The sequence below is a fragment of the Granulicella cerasi genome (genome assembly GCF_025685575.1).
GTDB classification, from domain to species: domain Bacteria; phylum Acidobacteriota; class Terriglobia; order Terriglobales; family Acidobacteriaceae; genus Granulicella; species Granulicella cerasi.
Map to the genome: position 1 here is coordinate 1031688 of NZ_JAGSYD010000001.1, position 14845 is coordinate 1046532.

A 14845-nucleotide genomic window follows, 5' to 3' on the forward strand; every position below is an offset into this window, starting at 1 on the left:
CTGCGCGCGTCCTGCCCCGTTTCAACCAAAAGAAGAACGACCAAAGGAAACCTTCCGCAAGTTATGTCTCAGACGATCCGCAATATCGCCATCATCGCGCACGTTGACCACGGCAAGACCACCCTCGTAGACGCCATGCTCCGCCAGTCCGGTACCTTCCGCTCCAACGAGGCCGTTACCGACCGCGTCATGGACTCGAATGACCTGGAAAAAGAGCGCGGCATCACGATTCTTGCTAAGAACACCGCGATCCACTACAAGAACGACAAGATCAACATCGTCGACACCCCGGGCCACGCCGACTTCGGCGGCGAAGTCGAGCGCGCCCTCAAGATGGTTGACGGCGTCGTTCTGCTCGTGGACGCTTCGGAAGGTCCGCTGCCGCAGACCCGCTACGTGCTCTCGAAGGCCCTCGAAGCCAAGCTCACCCCGATCCTCGTGATCAACAAGATCGACCGTCCGGACGCGCGTGTTTCGGAAGTGCTGAACGAGGTGTATGACCTCTTCATCGACCTCGATGCCGATGAGTCGGTCCTCGAGTTCCCGGTGATCTACACGAACGGCAAGGCCGGTACCGCGACCATGGACATGGCCAACCCCGGCACCGATCTGCAGCCGCTCTTCGAGCTCATCACGGCGACGATTCCTCCCGCACCGGGCTCGGCCGACGGCGACCTCCAGGTCCTCGTCACCAACCTCGACTACTCGGACTATTTGGGCCGCTTGGCGATTGGCCGTGTTTTCAACGGCACGCTGAAGACCGGTCAGGAAGTGAACGTTTCGCGCGCTGACGGTTCGCTGGCGCCCGTGAAGATCACCAAGCTCTTCACCTACGACGGCCTCAAGCGCGTCGACACCACCGAGACCACCGTGGGTGACATCGTTGCCGTTGCCGGCATCGAGAACATCACCATCGGCGACAGCCTCTGCGCGATCGAGAACCCCAAGCCGCTCCCCGGCATCAAGATCGATGACCCCACCATCGCGATGGTCTTCACCGTCAACAACGGCCCCTTCGCGGGTAAGGAAGGCAAGCTCGTCACCTCGCGCAACATCAAGGAGCGCCTTGATCGCGAGCTGCTGACGAACGTGTCGATCCGCGTGGAAGACACCGGCTCCCCTGACTCGTTCAAGGTGATGGGCCGTGGCGAGCTGCAGCTCTCGGTGCTCATCGAAACGATGCGCCGCGAAGGCTTCGAGCTCATGGTTTCGCGTCCGACGATCGTCACCAAGCGCATCGACGGCGCGCTGTTTGAGCCCAGCGAAGTTCTCTCGGTCGACGTGCCGGAAGAGTTCTCGGGCACGGTGATCCAGAAGCTTGGACCGCGCAAGGGCGAAATGACCAAGATGTCGAACCACGGCTCGGGCCGCGTTCGCATGGAGTTCAACGTTCCGTCGCGTGGCCTCATCGGTCTCCGCAACGAAATGCTGACGGAAACCCGCGGCACGATCATCATGAACTCGATCGCTGGCGAGTACATCCCGTACACCGGTGAGATCCCGCAGCGTCCCACGGGCGCTCTGATCTCCGATCGTCAGGGTTCGACGACCATCTATGCACTCGATGGCCTGCAGGACCGCGGCATTCTCTTCGTTCCGGATGGCATCGAAGTGTACGAAGGCATGATCGTCGGCGAGCACTCGCGCGACAACGATCTCGACGTGAACTGCGTTCGCGAAAAGAAGCTGACGAACATGCGTGCATCGGGTTCGGACGACGCTCTCCGCCTCGTGCCTTACAAGCAGCTCACGCTCGAGCAGACGATCGAATTCCTCGCTGACGACGAACTCGTCGAGGTCACCCCGAAGTCGCTCCGCATGCGCAAGAAGATCCTGCAGGCGAACAAGCGCCCGAAGGGCACGCGCGGCGGCTCCACCCTCGAGTAAGCCACAGCACAAGCAGTACCGAACGCCGGCTCCTTACGTGAGGAGCCGGCGTTCTTTTGTGCGCCCAAGCTGAAAATCTCTCTCTACGACTAAAATCGTATAAAGACACATATGGCCGGAGCCTCGTATCGCTCAATGCAGAGAGAACGAAGGCCGTGCCGCAATGGTTGAGGAGAGCTTCTTGTTTTCTGTGATGCGACGTGGCGTTTTCGGTAGTGCGGTGTTGTTGGCCGCGCCTGTTCTGGTGGTAACTGCAGCTCATGCGCAAAGCGCGGGCAGCGTCAGGGGAATCGTGCGCGACGCCGCGCAGCTTCCCGTAGCCAACGCGCAGGTCTCGCTCGATGGCGATGACGTGCACCTGCGCTTTACGACGGACGCGAACGGGACGTACACGCTGACGAACGTGCCGCCCGGCAATTACACACTGACCGCGCAGCGCGCCGATTTCCAGCCGGTCTCGCTGCAGCTCCGCGTCGTCAGCGGTCCGGCTTTCGCGCAGGACCTGATCTTCACGCGCGCCCGCAGCGATGCGAGTGTCACCGTGACTGCACCCACAACCGGCACCACGGCGCAGGGCTACTACATCGACCGCGTCGACCGCGGCGTGCTCGGTGAAACGCCTATCGTCGACCAGCCCGCCGTCATCACCACCGCGTCGGCCGACCTGCTGCAGAACCTGCAGGTGAAGAGCTTCCGCGACGCCATGCACTACATGCCGCTCGTGCAGTTCACCGAGCAGCAGGGCCCCGAAGTTCTGCGCCCCGCCACGCGCGGTATGCAGGGTTCCATCGCGCAGAACACCCGCATGGACGGCATGGCGATGGCGATCACCGGCGCCAACCCGATGGAGCAATACCAGGAGTTGCAGGTGCAGAACGGCCTCGGCGCCGCGATGTACGGCCCTGCGAACCCGTCGGGCATGTTCGACTTCGTGCTGAAGCGCCCCACTGACGCGCCGACGCGCAACATCTACCTCGAGCAGGACTCGTCCTCCGTCGGCACCATCTACGGCGACTTCTCCGACCGTCTCGGCAAGCACAAGTGGTTCGGCTACCGCACGAACCTGCTCTTCGGCGACGGCACGCAGTTCGTCGAAGCCAGCCGTCTGCGCCGCCGCCTCGGCATGTTCGCGTTCGACGCGCGCATCACGCCGACGACCACGATCGACGCCCACTATAGCGCCTATGACCTCGTGCAGCGTGGCTACCCCGGCTGGTTCACCTACGGACCCAACACCGCTGCCGGCGGCACCACGCAGAACCCCGCACCGAGCTTCGTGCTGCCCGCTGCTCCTGACCCACGCGTGCGCGGCTTCGGCCAGGCGTATGCCGGTGTCAACCTCACCACACAGAGCACCAGCGCGCGCATTCTGCATGACTTCTCGCCGAACTGGCACGCCGCCGCCGGCGGCCTTGCGCAACGCCTTGACCGCTTCATCGACACGCCGGTGAACGTGATCACCTCCAACAACGGCGACTATCGCCAGTCGCTGGCGACCGGCTTTGCCCCGCGCTTCGGCGTGGAAAGCGACCTCGGCTACATCACCGGCATCCTCCGCAAATGGGGCCTGCAGCAGGATGTCGTCGTTGCCAGCGAAGGCTACCGCTTCAACCAGTACGCCTATACCGCACCTGCGGCTGCAAGCGTTCTGCTGGGCACCGCGAACGTGGCGCATCCGGTCATCTTCGCGCCGCCGGCGGCGGGCCTGCCGAAGAACACCGACCTTCGCCAGAGCGCGGTCGTGCACCAGCAGGGCTTCAACCTCGGTGACTTCATTCACTTCCCACACGGCCTCGGCATCCGCGTCGCCGCGAGCCAGGACTGGATCGGCGCGGATAACTACACCTGGACCGCTGCCACCCGCACCAACGCGCGTACCAGTGGTTCGAACAAGCAGGGCATCAGCCCTTCGGCCAGCGTGCTCTACAAGTTCGGCTCGACGCTCACCGCGTACGGCACCTTCGCCAGCAGCCTGCAGCAGGGCGATCTCGCGCCGACCTCAGCCGCGCTCGTCAACAGCGGGCAGTCGCTTGCGCCTTACCGCAGCAAGCAGTGGGAGATGGGCGTGAAGTCTGATCCGCGCCCCATCGCCTTCACCGCCGCGCTCTTCCGCCTGGAGCGTCCGTTCGCCAACACGGTCGCGTACAACGGCAGCGCGACGCAAACGATCTTCAAGATCGTCGGCCAGCAGGTGAACTTCGGCGCAGAGTTGCAGGCGCAGGGCACGCTCTTCAACCGTCTGCTGATTGACGGCGGCTTCACCGCGTTGAACTCCCGCCTGAACGGCACGCAGATCGCCGCCACGGACGGCAAGCGCTTCGTCGGTATCCCCGGCTACCGCGCTGGTCTCTACAGTGAATACCGCGTACCCGGCGTGCAGCGTCTCAGTCTCACGGGCTCATGGCAGTTCATCGGGCAGCGTCCGCAGGACGACGAAAACCTGCACACCACACCCGGATCGAGCACCTTCGACTTCGGTTTCCGCTACGCGCGCACCGTGCACAAGATGCTCGCGACGCTGCGCTTCAACTGCCAGAACATCACCGACACGCGCTACTACTCGACGATCGCTGCGGGAGACATTACCGGCACCAACGCCAGCAGTAACGTCGCCCACATCGGCACGCCGCGCACCATCTCCAGCGGTCTGCAGCTCGGCTTCTAACTCTACGGCCACCGCGTAGAGGCTCACGCTAGTATCATTCGCACAAGCATGAACCTCTACGCGATCGTCCTCGGCATCATCGTCATCACGCTGCTCAGCGTCTCGCTGGCGCGGCTCGGCAAGGTCAAAACCAAGGCCGACTACCTGGTCGCCGGGCGCTCGCTGCCTGCGTTCGTGCTCGTCTTCACGCTGCTCTCCAGCTGGATCGGCTCGGGGTCGCTGCTCGGCGGTGCCGAGAACGCCTACCGCCACGGTTTCGGTGCGCTGTGGCAGGCCGCAGGCGGATGGGCGGGGCTGCTGCTCATCTACTTCATCGCACCGCGCGCGCGAAAGTTCGCGCAGTTCACCATCCCTGATCTGCTGGAGTCGCGCTACAACCAGACCGCGCGCCTGCTCGGCGTCATCGCCGTGTTGTTCACGTACACCGCGATCACGAGTTACCAGTTCATCGGCGGCGGCGACATCATCCACCTCATCTTCCCGGGCATCTCGTCCACGCACGGCGCGTACATTCTCGCGGGCTTCGTCATCGTCTTCACGGCGATCGCAGGTATGGGCTCGGTCGCTTACATGGACGTCGTGATCGGCATGTTGGCAACGATCACGCTCATCGTGGCTCTGCCGGTGTTGATCCACCTCGCTGGCGGCTGGTCGGGCGTGCACGCAGCGTTGCCTGCCTCGCACTTCACGGCCTTCGGCGAGATCAAACCCATCGCCGCGCTCGAGCTCTTCCTGCCGACGTGCCTGCTCATGCTCGGCAATCAGAGCATGTACCAGAAGTTCTTCTCGGCGAAGACCGAGCGCGACGCGACCGTCGCCGTCGGCGGCTGGATGATCGGCACGATCATCCTCGAAACCGTGATCGTTGGTGTTGCCGTCGTGGGTTCGGCGCTCTTCCGCACCGGTGAGGTCGCCGACCATCCGCGCGAAATTCTCGCATACACCGCGACGCATGCTTTTGGCGGCTCACCGCTGCTCAGCATCCTCGGTGCGCTGCTCGTCGGAGCGATCTTCGCGAAGGTCGTCTCGACTGCGAACAACTACCTCTTCTCGCCCGCGACGAATCTCGTCAACGACGTCTTCGTGCGCTACATCCGCCCCGAGGCAGGCAACGGCGAAATCCTCGGCGTCTCGCGCCTCATGGTGGTCGCGCTGGGTTGCTGGGCGCTGCTGCAGGCGCTGCGCATCAAGAGCGTGCTGGCGATGAGCCTCTATGCATACACGATCTACTCGGCTGCGCTGACGCCGGTGATCCTCGCGGCGTTCTTCTGGCGTCGCGCGACCGCCGCAGGCGCGGTGGCTTCGATCGCCGCGGGAACCGCAGTCACGGTGAGCTGGCAGTATGTCGCGCCGCACCTCCCCGCAGTGCTTGCGCAGCGTGACGCGATCCTCCCGGCGCTCATCCTCTCGCTCATCGGCCTCGTTTGCGTAAGCCTCGCCACACCCGCACCGAGCGAAGCGAAGTTGCGGCCCTTCGAAGGCTAGTCGCAACGCCACAAAACACCAGGTCCCGATTCTGAGACCTGGGCTCACAGGAGGCAAGCGAAGATCGGCGAACGCGTCCGAGTCTTCCTCTCCAGATCACCACGGCTCCTCAACCTGCATCCAATCCACCACGGCGCGCGAAACGCCCTTGGAGGACTGCCATGTTTGCTGCTACGAACGATCCCATCGACCCCATCAAGCAGATCGGCGATGACGCCACCGCAACCTTCGAGAACGATCCGAAGTTCATCGAGCCCACGCCCGGCTCCGAAGGCTCCAGCGACAATGTCGAAGAGCAGCAGGCTCTGCATGCGCGCGACACGGACGACAGTGCAGACTCCGACGCCGAGCTCGAGAACGACGGCGAACTTGACGACGATGCCGACGATATCGACCTCGGCGCAGACGAGGATGCGCTCTACCGCGAGAAGGAAGACGACATCGACACCGACCGCCTCGTCGCCTCGGCGATGCACGTCTTCTCACACCACGCAGCGGCCATGACGGACCAACTTTTGCACGGAGCTTCACGCTAGATGACGAAGTCGCAGGAACGTTCTCTCTGGAAGGGGCTCCTAGCCGGAGCCATCGCCGGCCTCGTTGCCACGGCCGCGAAGACTGCAGCCGAGCGTTTCGGCCCGCAGCATCGTGAACGCGCCGACAGCGCCTCGGCCGAAATGCATTGGGGCGTGGGCATCGCAGCCGGGGCAGCCTACGGTGCGGTCGCAGAGTTCTTCCCCGCAGCGACGGCGAAGGAAGGCGCAGCCTTCGGTCTTACCCTCATGTCCGTAACGCAGCGCGGTGTGCTGCCTGCGCTCGGCATGGCCCCTGCGGCAGAGGACGAGACGCTCGGCGAAGAAACCGCCGAAGCCGCGACGCATATCGTCTATGGCGTTGTCGCGGAGAAGGTGCGCGGCATCGTTCGCCCCCTGCTCTAACACCCCTGATATCCTTGCAAGCGAACGCAATAACGCAAGGAGCACTACGACACATGCCTACTGCCGAACTCACGCAGACCCTGCCGTACAAGGTCGCCGACATCTCTCTCGCCGACTGGGGCCGCAAGGAACTGACCATCGCCGAGCACGAAATGCCGGGCCTCATGGCCATCCGCCGCAAGTACGCACCGTCGCAGCCGCTCGCTGGCGTGCGCATCACCGGCTCGCTGCACATGACCATCCAGACCGGCGTGCTCATCGAGACGCTCGTCGCGCTCGGCGCCACGGTCCGCTGGGCATCGTGCAACATCTTCTCCACGCAGGACCACGCTGCTGCTGCCATCGCTGCCGCTGGCGTTCCCGTCTTCGCCTGGAAGGGCGAGACGCTCGAAGAGTACTGGTGGTGCACCGATCAGGCTCTGCGTCACGAAGGTGGCCTCGGGCCGCAGCTCGTCGTCGATGACGGCGGCGACGTCACCCTGCTCATCCACAAGGGCTACGAGCTCGAGAACGGTGAGAAGGAGTGGGTCGACGCAGAAGCTCACTCGACCGAAGAGGCTGTCATCAAGAAGCTCCTGAAGGCCGTGCACGCAGAAGATCCGCAGCGCTGGAACAAGACCGTGAAGGAGTGGCGCGGCGTTTCCGAAGAGACGACCACCGGCGTCCACCGCCTCTACAAGATGATGGAAGAGGGCAAGCTCCTCATCCCCGCCATCAACGTCAACGACTCGGTCACGAAGTCGAAGTTTGACAACCTCTACGGCTGCCGCGAGTCGCTCGTGGACGGCATCAAGCGCGCCACCGACGTCATGGTCGCCGGTAAGGTCGCCGTTGTTTGCGGCTACGGCGACGTGGGCAAGGGAAGCGCGGCTTCGCTGCGTGGCCTTGGCGCTCGCGTCATCGTCACCGAGATCGACCCGATCAATGCACTGCAGGCTGCGATGGAAGGCTACGAAGTCACGACGATCGAGGACACGCTCGGCCGCGGCGACATCTACGTCACCTGCACCGGCAACCTCGACATCATCACGCTCGAGCACATGCGCAAGATGAAGGACCAGGCCATCGTCTGCAACATCGGCCACTTCGACAACGAGATCCAGATGGCCGAGCTCGAAGGCTCCGACGCCGTGCGCTTGAACATCAAGCCGCAGGTCGATCAGTACACCTTCCCGGGCGGCCCGTCGATCTTCATCCTTGCGGAAGGCCGCCTGGTGAACCTCGGTTGCGCCACCGGTCACCCCTCGTTCGTCATGTCGAACAGCTTCGCGAACCAGACGCTCGCGCAGCTCGACCTCTGGAAGAACAAGGACACCTACAAGGTCGGCGTCTACGTACTCCCCAAGCACCTCGACGAAGAAGTAGCCCGCCTCCACCTCGAGAAGATCGGCGTGAAGCTCACGACGCTCTCGAAGAAGCAGGCCGACTACCTCGGCGTCTCGCCGGACGGCCCGTACAAGGCTGACCACTACCGCTACTAAGGCGAGGGTCAGGGCTTAGGGCCCAGGGTCCAGGAAACACGAAGGCCGCCAGCAATGGCGGCCTTTCTGTTTTTGTCAGCAGGATTGGGTGCACTCCGTCTCGACGTGTACGAACGGGTGCCCCAGGTCTCGATTTTGAGACCTGGGTTTGCAGGATTCCCCCTCGGTCACAAAAGCAAAAGGCCTGCGATCATCGCAGGCCAAACAAAACACCGGTCCAAAGATTCTAGTTGTAGTCCGCCAGCGTGATCGCCTGCAGTACAGGGTTCGTCACCAGTTTGTTGTCGTCTATCAGAATCGTGCGCACCGCGCCAGACGCAAACGTCGTCTGCGAGCCGGTGTAGTACGTCACGGTCGTGGTGGTCACCACCGTGCCGTTCGCGACGATCTCCAGCTGATACGTTCCCGCCGGCACCGTGATGTAGCCCGTCGTGCCCGAGAACGTCAGCCCGGTGTAGAGCGGGTTCGTCGTCACGATCGTGCTACCCGTCGGAATCAGGTAGATATCCAACGCGCCTGTGGCGGTCGAAAGGTCCACCAGACGAATGCTGAACTGGCCGCTCGGCGCCGGGCCGTACTGGTCGGTCAGAGCGATCAGCTGCATGCTCGCCTGCACATTCGCGGCGATCGCCGTGTAGTGCTTCGCCGTCTGGATCGTCAGGCTCGTGGAGGCCAGGGAGGTCGTGTCGGCGCCATACTGCGCTGCCGCCACGGTGTAGGTGCCCGGCGAAACATACAGATAGTTCGGCGTGTAGGAGTTGTAGCCGAGGTTATAGGTCTGCACGTTCTTATTCAGCAGGAAGTCGAGGCCGGGTGCGTCGGGCGAAGCCGCCACGAAGCGGATGCCTGCGGTCGTGGAGCTGGTGCCCTGCACGCTCTGGCAACCGGAAAGGCCGACGGCAGCGACCGCCGCCGCTGCGAGGCGCAGCGCACACTTCCGAAATGTCAGCACGTCAAACACCGGCATCCATGGTTCCATTCAGGCTGTCAGGCTCAACGCCGGAAGCTTCTGACAGCTTACCCGATTTCGGTGCATTCGCGGAACGCTTTGTGCTCGCCTGACTCGGAAGCGAAGTCGAGCGCGAGCTTTGTTTGTCATCGCCGCAGGGGATCTATGTCTCGCTCGCAAAGCCACGAAAGCCGGTTGCCCACATCTCGATCCTGCGATGTGGGAGACCACAGAAGCCTGGCCCGCCGCAATCCGGCAAGCCCACAGAAGCGTTGAGGGGCGGCACTCGGCTCGTTGGCTCTTAGCTGCCTCAACAGGCGGCCACCAAAAAATCAGCCCTGTGGTCGGCGAGACATTGTCTCAGCTCACACCACAGGGCTAGCTCTTGTTTGCTGCGACGGAGATAATACACGCCGCAGTACACAATTGGCATCCGAGCGGAAATTATTTTTCCACAGGCTGCTTGGGCCTGTGGGCGACGACCAGATCTGCGATCCGCAGATACTCCTGCTGGGGCAGCACGCCGCGCGTAACCAACTGATTTTTCGCTGTATACGGCCTCCCGGCGATCACCCGCCGCACGTACTCCTTGCCCATGCCGGGCAGGCCCGCAAGTTGTTGCGGAGAAGCCGTATTCAGGTCGAGTTTGCCGTCAGAAAGCTGCGCGGACGCCATCGCGGCGCCCAGTAGCAGCACGGAAACCCAGCGCGCGCGCATCGGCCTTAGAGGCTTCCACGCGCCGCTTCAATCCCCGTCACCTGGCCGTCGCGCATCGTGATGATGCGGTCGGCGATCTGTGCGGCTTCGGGGTTATGCGTAATCATCAACACCGTCTGGTTGAACTCGCGGCTTGCCTTGCGCAGCATCTCGAGCACGGCGATCGAGTTTTCGGTGTCGAGGTTGCCGGTCGGCTCGTCGGCCAGCACAATCGCCGGACGCGTGATCAGCGCGCGCGCGATCGCCACACGCTGTTGCTGTCCGCCGGAAAGCTCATTGGGGCGATGCTGCAGGCGGCCCTCGAGTCCCAGCAGGCCGCTCAGCTCGGTCAGCAGAGCCTTGTCGAACGGCTTGCCGGTGTCGGCGATCTGGTGCGCGAGCTCGATGTTGTCATACGCCGAGATCGTCGGCAGCAGGTTGAAGCGCTGGAAGACGAAGCCGATGTGCGCACGGCGGAGCTTGGTGCGCTCCGCGTCCGAAAGCCGCGAGAAATCCTGTCCCTGAATGCGCAGTGAACCGGCGGTCGGCGAGGTCAGCCCGCCCAGAATGTAAAACAGCGTCGACTTACCCGAGCCCGAAGGCCCGACGATGGCGACAAACTCACCGCGATTGATCGAGAAGCTGGCGTTCTTGAGCGCCTGCACCTCCAACTTGCCGGTGCGGTAGGTCTTACCCAGTTGCGACGCTTCAATGATCGGTGCGGGAGAAAGGCTCATGACGCTTCTTAGTGTAGCTGGTTGCAGCGCGTGGGGAGGGGATCGGGTTTCGGGGATAGGCGCACCTGCGGGCTTGCCGCGATGTCGTGGGTTCACTCACACCCAGGGCCGCATACCTACGTAGCGCGATGCCGTGGTCTACACCCATCCCCTACAACCTACCCCCTAAACCCTATCCCCTCGCTTCTCAAGCGGCTCCCGCACGCGGCATCAGTTCCGCTGCCAGATTTACCTCGTCCAGAAAGCTGATCGCCAACCCCAGCGTCACCACACGATGTTCGGCCGCGCGCTGCCGATACTTCCGCAGCGTGCACAGCGCGTGGAGGCTCAGGTGACTGTCGCGCGTCAGCTCCAAACCGCTGGCGATCAGCGCTGCGTAGACCTCCAGCGCCTCCCGCACCGCCAGCTCGAACCGCAGTTGTACTTCGGTGGCGGAGAGGTTGCGCCGTCCCAGCACCCAGCATCCGCTGCGTTCCAGCGCGTCCACGGCGTCGGCGAGCACCTTGCGGCGGTCTTCATAGGTAAACGCCGTCAGCAACAGCAGCGGTTCGGCGAGCGGTTCATCGGTACGGCTCCTGAGGCCGTCCAGATTTTCGAGAGGAAGAGACATAAGGGGTCCGGGTAACGCGTCCTGCCTCCTCTTCATCGGACACCCTGCCGCGCCCGCGACCGGTGGCCGCAACCGCTACACTGGCCACATGATCATCGGCATCGGCACAGACCTCATCGAGATCGCGCGCATTGAGCACTCACTGGCTCGCTTCGGCCCGGCCTTCCTTGGCCGCGTCTACACCGAAGGCGAAATCGCCTACTGCCAGCGCAAGGTGAAGACCTCCGCCGAAAGCTTCGCCGCCCGCTTCGCCGCGAAGGAAGCCGGAGCCAAGGCACTCGGCACCGGCATCAGCCGCGGCGTGAACTGGAAGGAGTTCGAGGTGACGCGCAAACCCGGCCAGCGCCCGGAGCTCGTCCTCCACGGCCGCGCCCGCGAAATCGCCGATCGCCTCGGCATTCATCGCCTGAACCTCAGCCTCACCCACTCCCGCACCGAGGCCATGGCGATCGTCATCGCGGAGGGCGATGAAAGAAAGTAGGTGAAGCGGGCAAGTCGGGCAAGACCGGGAGCCGGCTCTCGATTCTGAGCCCTGGGTTTGCAGGATGCTGGAGAAATCCGTGGATCCCCACCCGTCCGCCTGAGGCCGTATGGCAGACCTGCTTCCTGCTCCCTCGCCTTTCCTACTCCTCGCCTCTCCTGTACTTTGAAAGAAAAGCAGCCAAAACCACCGAGCTGCGCTCTAACAGATATCAAACCGCCGCAAGAGAGAGGTCTATGCCCAGTCAGCAGGAATTGAAGTGGTCGCAGCTTAAGGTTGGTGTGCTGACGTTGGCATCGCTTGCCCTGTTGTGCATCCTGCTCTTCCTCATGACCTCGGCTTCGGGCATGAGCCTCTTCACGAAGAAGATCATCGTGGACTCCTACTTCTCCTCCTCCAACGGCCTGAAGAAGGGCGGAGAGGTGCAGCTGGAAGGCGTCACCATCGGCGAAGTGACGCACGTGCAGATCTCCCACGACCCCGCGCGCAAGCAGCGGCCGGTGCACGTCATCATGAAGCTGAGCCCGAAGTACCAGACGGACATTCACGCTGACTCGATCGCTTCGCTGGGCAAGGTTGGCCTCGTCGGCGACACCGTCGTCAACCTCGACAGCCGCACCGCCGTTGGTCCGGAGATCCAGACGGGCATGACGCTGCCGGTGGATGAAGGCGGCGGCCTCGACGCCGTGATGTCGCAGTCCAAAGACACGCTCGCCACGCTGAACACGACGCTCACCAAGCTCAACGCCGTCGTCGACGGCATCCAGCAGGGGCAGGGCACTGTCGGCCAGCTCATCAAGAACCGCGAGCTCTTCGACAACCTCAACGGCACCATCCGCGACCTGCACCTGATGGTGGCGAACATCAACGCCGGCCGCGGCTCCGCCGGCAAGTTGCTGCATGACGACGCGTTCTACAACCACCTGAATGACACCGCGGCGAAGCTCGACTCGGTGGCCACGAATCTGCAGCAGGGCAAGGGCTCGGCAGGCAAGCTGCTCACGGACGACTCGCTCTACAACAACCTGAACCAGTCGGTTGGCCACTTGAACTCGCTGCTGGCTGAGGCCGATGCCGGCAAGGGCGCGCTCGGCCTGCTCTCCAAGGACCCCGCGTTTGCCAGGAAGCTCGACCACACGGTCACCAACCTCGACGACCTGCTCTCGGGCGTGAATCAAGGCAAGGGAACGCTCGGCAAGTTCGCCACTGACCCCGCAGCCTACAACCACCTCGATGACCTGTTGAAGAATTCCAACGAGCTCGTCACCATGTTCCGCCAGGACCCGAAGAAGTACCTGACCATCCACATGAAGGTGTTCTAGGCGTCGTCTACGAAGGGATGCGTGAGTGCAACGGCCTGCAGATGCGGGCCGTTTGCTTGTCTGCGGTTTCGCACAGGGGGCGGGCATCGGTCCCGACCGGTTGCAGATTACGGACTCTAATGCTCCTATATCGTCTTCCGCACGATAAAATGGACGCACCATGAGTGAAACCGCCACCGCGCCCGCGGCCGCAAAGGCCCACAGCAAGTACACCCGCAACCAGCCCTATACCTCGCGCGTTCTCGTGAACCGCCGCATGACCGGGCCGGAGTCGGAAAAGGAAACGATCCACATCGAGCTGGAGCTCGAAGAGGGCATGACCTACACGCCCGGCGACGCGGTCGGCATCAACCCCACCAACCGCGAAGAGCAGGTGGCGGAGAACCTCGCAGCCCTCGGCTTCAACGGTACGGAGCGCGTGCTCGATCACTACAAGGTCGAGATTTCGCTGCACGAAGCGCTCACCACGCGCCTCGGCATCGGCAAACTCGCCCGCGGTGCGGTCAACCAGTACGCCAAGCTCTTCGGCGAGAACGTTCCCGCTGACCTGAAGGCGCTGCTCGGCCAGGAAAACAAGCTCCTGGCTGAGGAGTACGTCTGGGGCCGCGAGTTCGTCGATCTCGTCAAGCAGTTCCCCGGCGCGGTGCAGAACCCGCAGGAGCTCTTCAACGTGCTGCAGCGCCTGACGCCGCGCATGTACTCGATTGCGTCCTCGCAGGCTGCGCACCCGGACCAGGTTCACACCACGGTGCGCGTGATCCGCTACCACGCGCACGGCGCCGATCGCCAGGGCGTCTGCTCCGGCCACCTCGGCGAGCGCGCTCCCGAAGGCGCGACCATGCCGATCTTCCTGCATGAGAACAACGCCTTCCGCCTGCCCGAAGACACCAACGCGCCGGTGATCATGATCGGCCCGGGCACCGGCATCGCGCCGTTCCGCGCCTTCCTCGAGCATCGCCAGACGCTCGGCCAGAAGGGCAAGAACTGGCTCATCTTCGGCGAACAGCGCCGCGTTTCGGACTTCCTCTACGAAGACCAGTGGAACGGTATGCTGGCCGACGGCACGCTGACCAAGCTCGACACCGCGTTCTCGCGCGACCAGGGCAAGAAGGTCTACGTGCAGGACCGCATGAGCGAGAACGCTGCGGAGCTCTACAAGTGGCTGCAGGAAGGCGCGTACTTCTATGTCTGCGGCGATGCTTCGCGTATGGCGAAGGACGTCGAAACGGCCCTGCTCGACGCGATCGCGAACGGCTCCGGCCAGACGCCCGAGCACGCGCAGGAGTACCTCAACGACATGAAGAAGGCCAAGCGCTACCAGCGCGACGTCTACTAGACCTCAGTCGCAACGAACGTAAAACGGCCCACTCGTCCGAGTGGGCCGTTTTCACGTTTGCAACGAACGGGTGCCCCAGGTCTCGATTTTGAGACCTGGGTTTGCAGGATGCCCGTGGACGCCAGCACGTCTCTCCAAGCTCACCTCAGGGGCTAAAGCCCCGATCTGCGCGCAACGAAAATGGCACGGCTGAAGCCGTGCCCTACCGTTCTTGCCTCACTGCGATGTTGGTTGAGTATCGAGATGTCGGTTGAGAAT

13 protein-coding genes are annotated in these 14845 nt (G+C 63.3%); 9 read left to right on the top strand and 4 right to left on the bottom strand.

Annotated features, from left to right (window positions below):
• Positions 1-63: 63 nt before the first annotated feature.
• The 6 genes from typA to ahcY all read left to right on the top strand — a co-directional run bounded on the left by typA (position 64) and on the right by ahcY (position 8456).
• Positions 64-1887, top strand: coding sequence for a translational GTPase TypA (gene typA, locus OHL11_RS04175; protein ID WP_263370213.1), 1824 nt, complete (start codon positions 64-66; stop codon positions 1885-1887).
• Positions 1888-2077: 190 nt separating this feature from the next.
• A complete protein-coding gene (locus tag OHL11_RS04180; protein ID WP_263370480.1) occupies positions 2078-4552 on the top strand; it encodes a TonB-dependent receptor in 2475 nt (824 codons plus the stop codon).
• A gap of 48 nt (positions 4553-4600) precedes the next feature.
• Positions 4601-6037 carry a sodium:solute symporter family protein gene (locus tag OHL11_RS04185; protein ID WP_263370214.1) on the top strand — a complete coding sequence of 479 codons (1437 nt, stop codon included), beginning with the start codon at positions 4601-4603 and terminating at the stop codon, positions 6035-6037.
• Positions 6038-6198: 161 nt separating this feature from the next.
• Positions 6199-6573, top strand: coding sequence for a hypothetical protein (locus OHL11_RS04190; protein ID WP_263370215.1), 375 nt, complete (start codon positions 6199-6201; stop codon positions 6571-6573).
• Positions 6574-6975 carry a DUF1440 domain-containing protein gene (locus OHL11_RS04195; RefSeq protein ID WP_263370216.1) on the top strand — a complete coding sequence of 134 codons (402 nt, stop codon included), beginning with the start codon at positions 6574-6576 and terminating at the stop codon, positions 6973-6975. It begins immediately after the preceding gene.
• Between the two features lie 53 nt (positions 6976-7028).
• The gene (ahcY, locus tag OHL11_RS04200) at positions 7029-8456 is read left to right on the top strand and encodes an adenosylhomocysteinase (protein WP_263370217.1); all 1428 of its coding nucleotides are present in this window, start codon (positions 7029-7031) and stop codon (positions 8454-8456) included.
• A 226-nt stretch (positions 8457-8682) separates the two neighbouring features.
• Here ahcY and OHL11_RS04205 read toward each other — a convergent pair whose 3' ends face one another.
• The 4 genes from OHL11_RS04205 to OHL11_RS04220 form a co-directional block, all read right to left on the bottom strand.
• A complete protein-coding gene (locus OHL11_RS04205) occupies positions 8683-9423 on the bottom strand; it encodes a DUF4397 domain-containing protein (RefSeq protein WP_263370218.1) in 741 nt (246 codons plus the stop codon).
• Positions 9424-9849: 426 nt separating this feature from the next.
• The gene (locus OHL11_RS04210) at positions 9850-10122 is read right to left on the bottom strand and encodes a ComEA family DNA-binding protein (protein WP_263370219.1); all 273 of its coding nucleotides are present in this window, start codon (positions 10120-10122) and stop codon (positions 9850-9852) included.
• A 5-nt stretch (positions 10123-10127) separates the two neighbouring features.
• Positions 10128-10838, bottom strand: a complete 711-nt coding sequence (locus tag OHL11_RS04215; protein WP_263370220.1) for an ABC transporter ATP-binding protein — start codon at positions 10836-10838, stop codon at positions 10128-10130.
• Positions 10839-11025: 187 nt separating this feature from the next.
• Positions 11026-11448 carry a hypothetical protein gene (locus OHL11_RS04220; protein ID WP_263370221.1) on the bottom strand — a complete coding sequence of 141 codons (423 nt, stop codon included), beginning with the start codon at positions 11446-11448 and terminating at the stop codon, positions 11026-11028.
• Between the two features lie 88 nt (positions 11449-11536).
• Here OHL11_RS04220 and acpS point away from each other — a divergent pair, with 88 nt between their 5' ends.
• The 3 genes from acpS (at position 11537) to OHL11_RS04235 (ending at position 14587) form a co-directional block, all read left to right on the top strand.
• Complete coding sequence (acpS, locus tag OHL11_RS04225; RefSeq protein WP_263370222.1) at positions 11537-11929, top strand: holo-ACP synthase; 393 nt, start codon at positions 11537-11539, stop codon at positions 11927-11929.
• 236 nt (positions 11930-12165) lie between these two features.
• Positions 12166-13251 (top strand): MlaD family protein, encoded by a 1086-nt coding sequence (locus tag OHL11_RS04230; RefSeq protein ID WP_263370223.1) that lies wholly within the window; start codon positions 12166-12168, stop codon positions 13249-13251.
• A 160-nt stretch (positions 13252-13411) separates the two neighbouring features.
• The gene (locus tag OHL11_RS04235; RefSeq protein WP_263370224.1) at positions 13412-14587 is read left to right on the top strand and encodes a diflavin oxidoreductase; all 1176 of its coding nucleotides are present in this window, start codon (positions 13412-13414) and stop codon (positions 14585-14587) included.
• The last annotated feature ends 258 nt before the right edge of the window (positions 14588-14845 follow it).

What these genes read in the sequence shown, in the direction of transcription:
- typA (WP_263370213.1), top strand. Translation starts at nt 64, where the DNA reads ATGTCTCAGACGATCCGCAATATCGCCATCATCGCGCACGTTGACCAC.
- OHL11_RS04185 (WP_263370214.1), top strand. Translation starts at nt 4,601, where the DNA reads ATGAACCTCTACGCGATCGTCCTCGGCATCATCGTCATCACGCTGCTC.
- OHL11_RS04190 (WP_263370215.1), top strand. Translation starts at nt 6,199, where the DNA reads ATGTTTGCTGCTACGAACGATCCCATCGACCCCATCAAGCAGATCGGC.
- OHL11_RS04195 (WP_263370216.1), top strand. Translation starts at nt 6,574, where the DNA reads ATGACGAAGTCGCAGGAACGTTCTCTCTGGAAGGGGCTCCTAGCCGGA.
- ahcY (WP_263370217.1), top strand. Translation starts at nt 7,029, where the DNA reads ATGCCTACTGCCGAACTCACGCAGACCCTGCCGTACAAGGTCGCCGAC.
- OHL11_RS04205 (WP_263370218.1), bottom strand. Translation starts at nt 9,423, where the DNA reads ATGCCGGTGTTTGACGTGCTGACATTTCGGAAGTGTGCGCTGCGCCTC.
- OHL11_RS04210 (WP_263370219.1), bottom strand. Translation starts at nt 10,122, where the DNA reads ATGCGCGCGCGCTGGGTTTCCGTGCTGCTACTGGGCGCCGCGATGGCG.
- OHL11_RS04215 (WP_263370220.1), bottom strand. Translation starts at nt 10,838, where the DNA reads ATGAGCCTTTCTCCCGCACCGATCATTGAAGCGTCGCAACTGGGTAAG.
- OHL11_RS04220 (WP_263370221.1), bottom strand. Translation starts at nt 11,448, where the DNA reads ATGTCTCTTCCTCTCGAAAATCTGGACGGCCTCAGGAGCCGTACCGAT.
- acpS (WP_263370222.1), top strand. Translation starts at nt 11,537, where the DNA reads ATGATCATCGGCATCGGCACAGACCTCATCGAGATCGCGCGCATTGAG.
- OHL11_RS04230 (WP_263370223.1), top strand. Translation starts at nt 12,166, where the DNA reads ATGCCCAGTCAGCAGGAATTGAAGTGGTCGCAGCTTAAGGTTGGTGTG.
- OHL11_RS04235 (WP_263370224.1), top strand. Translation starts at nt 13,412, where the DNA reads ATGAGTGAAACCGCCACCGCGCCCGCGGCCGCAAAGGCCCACAGCAAG.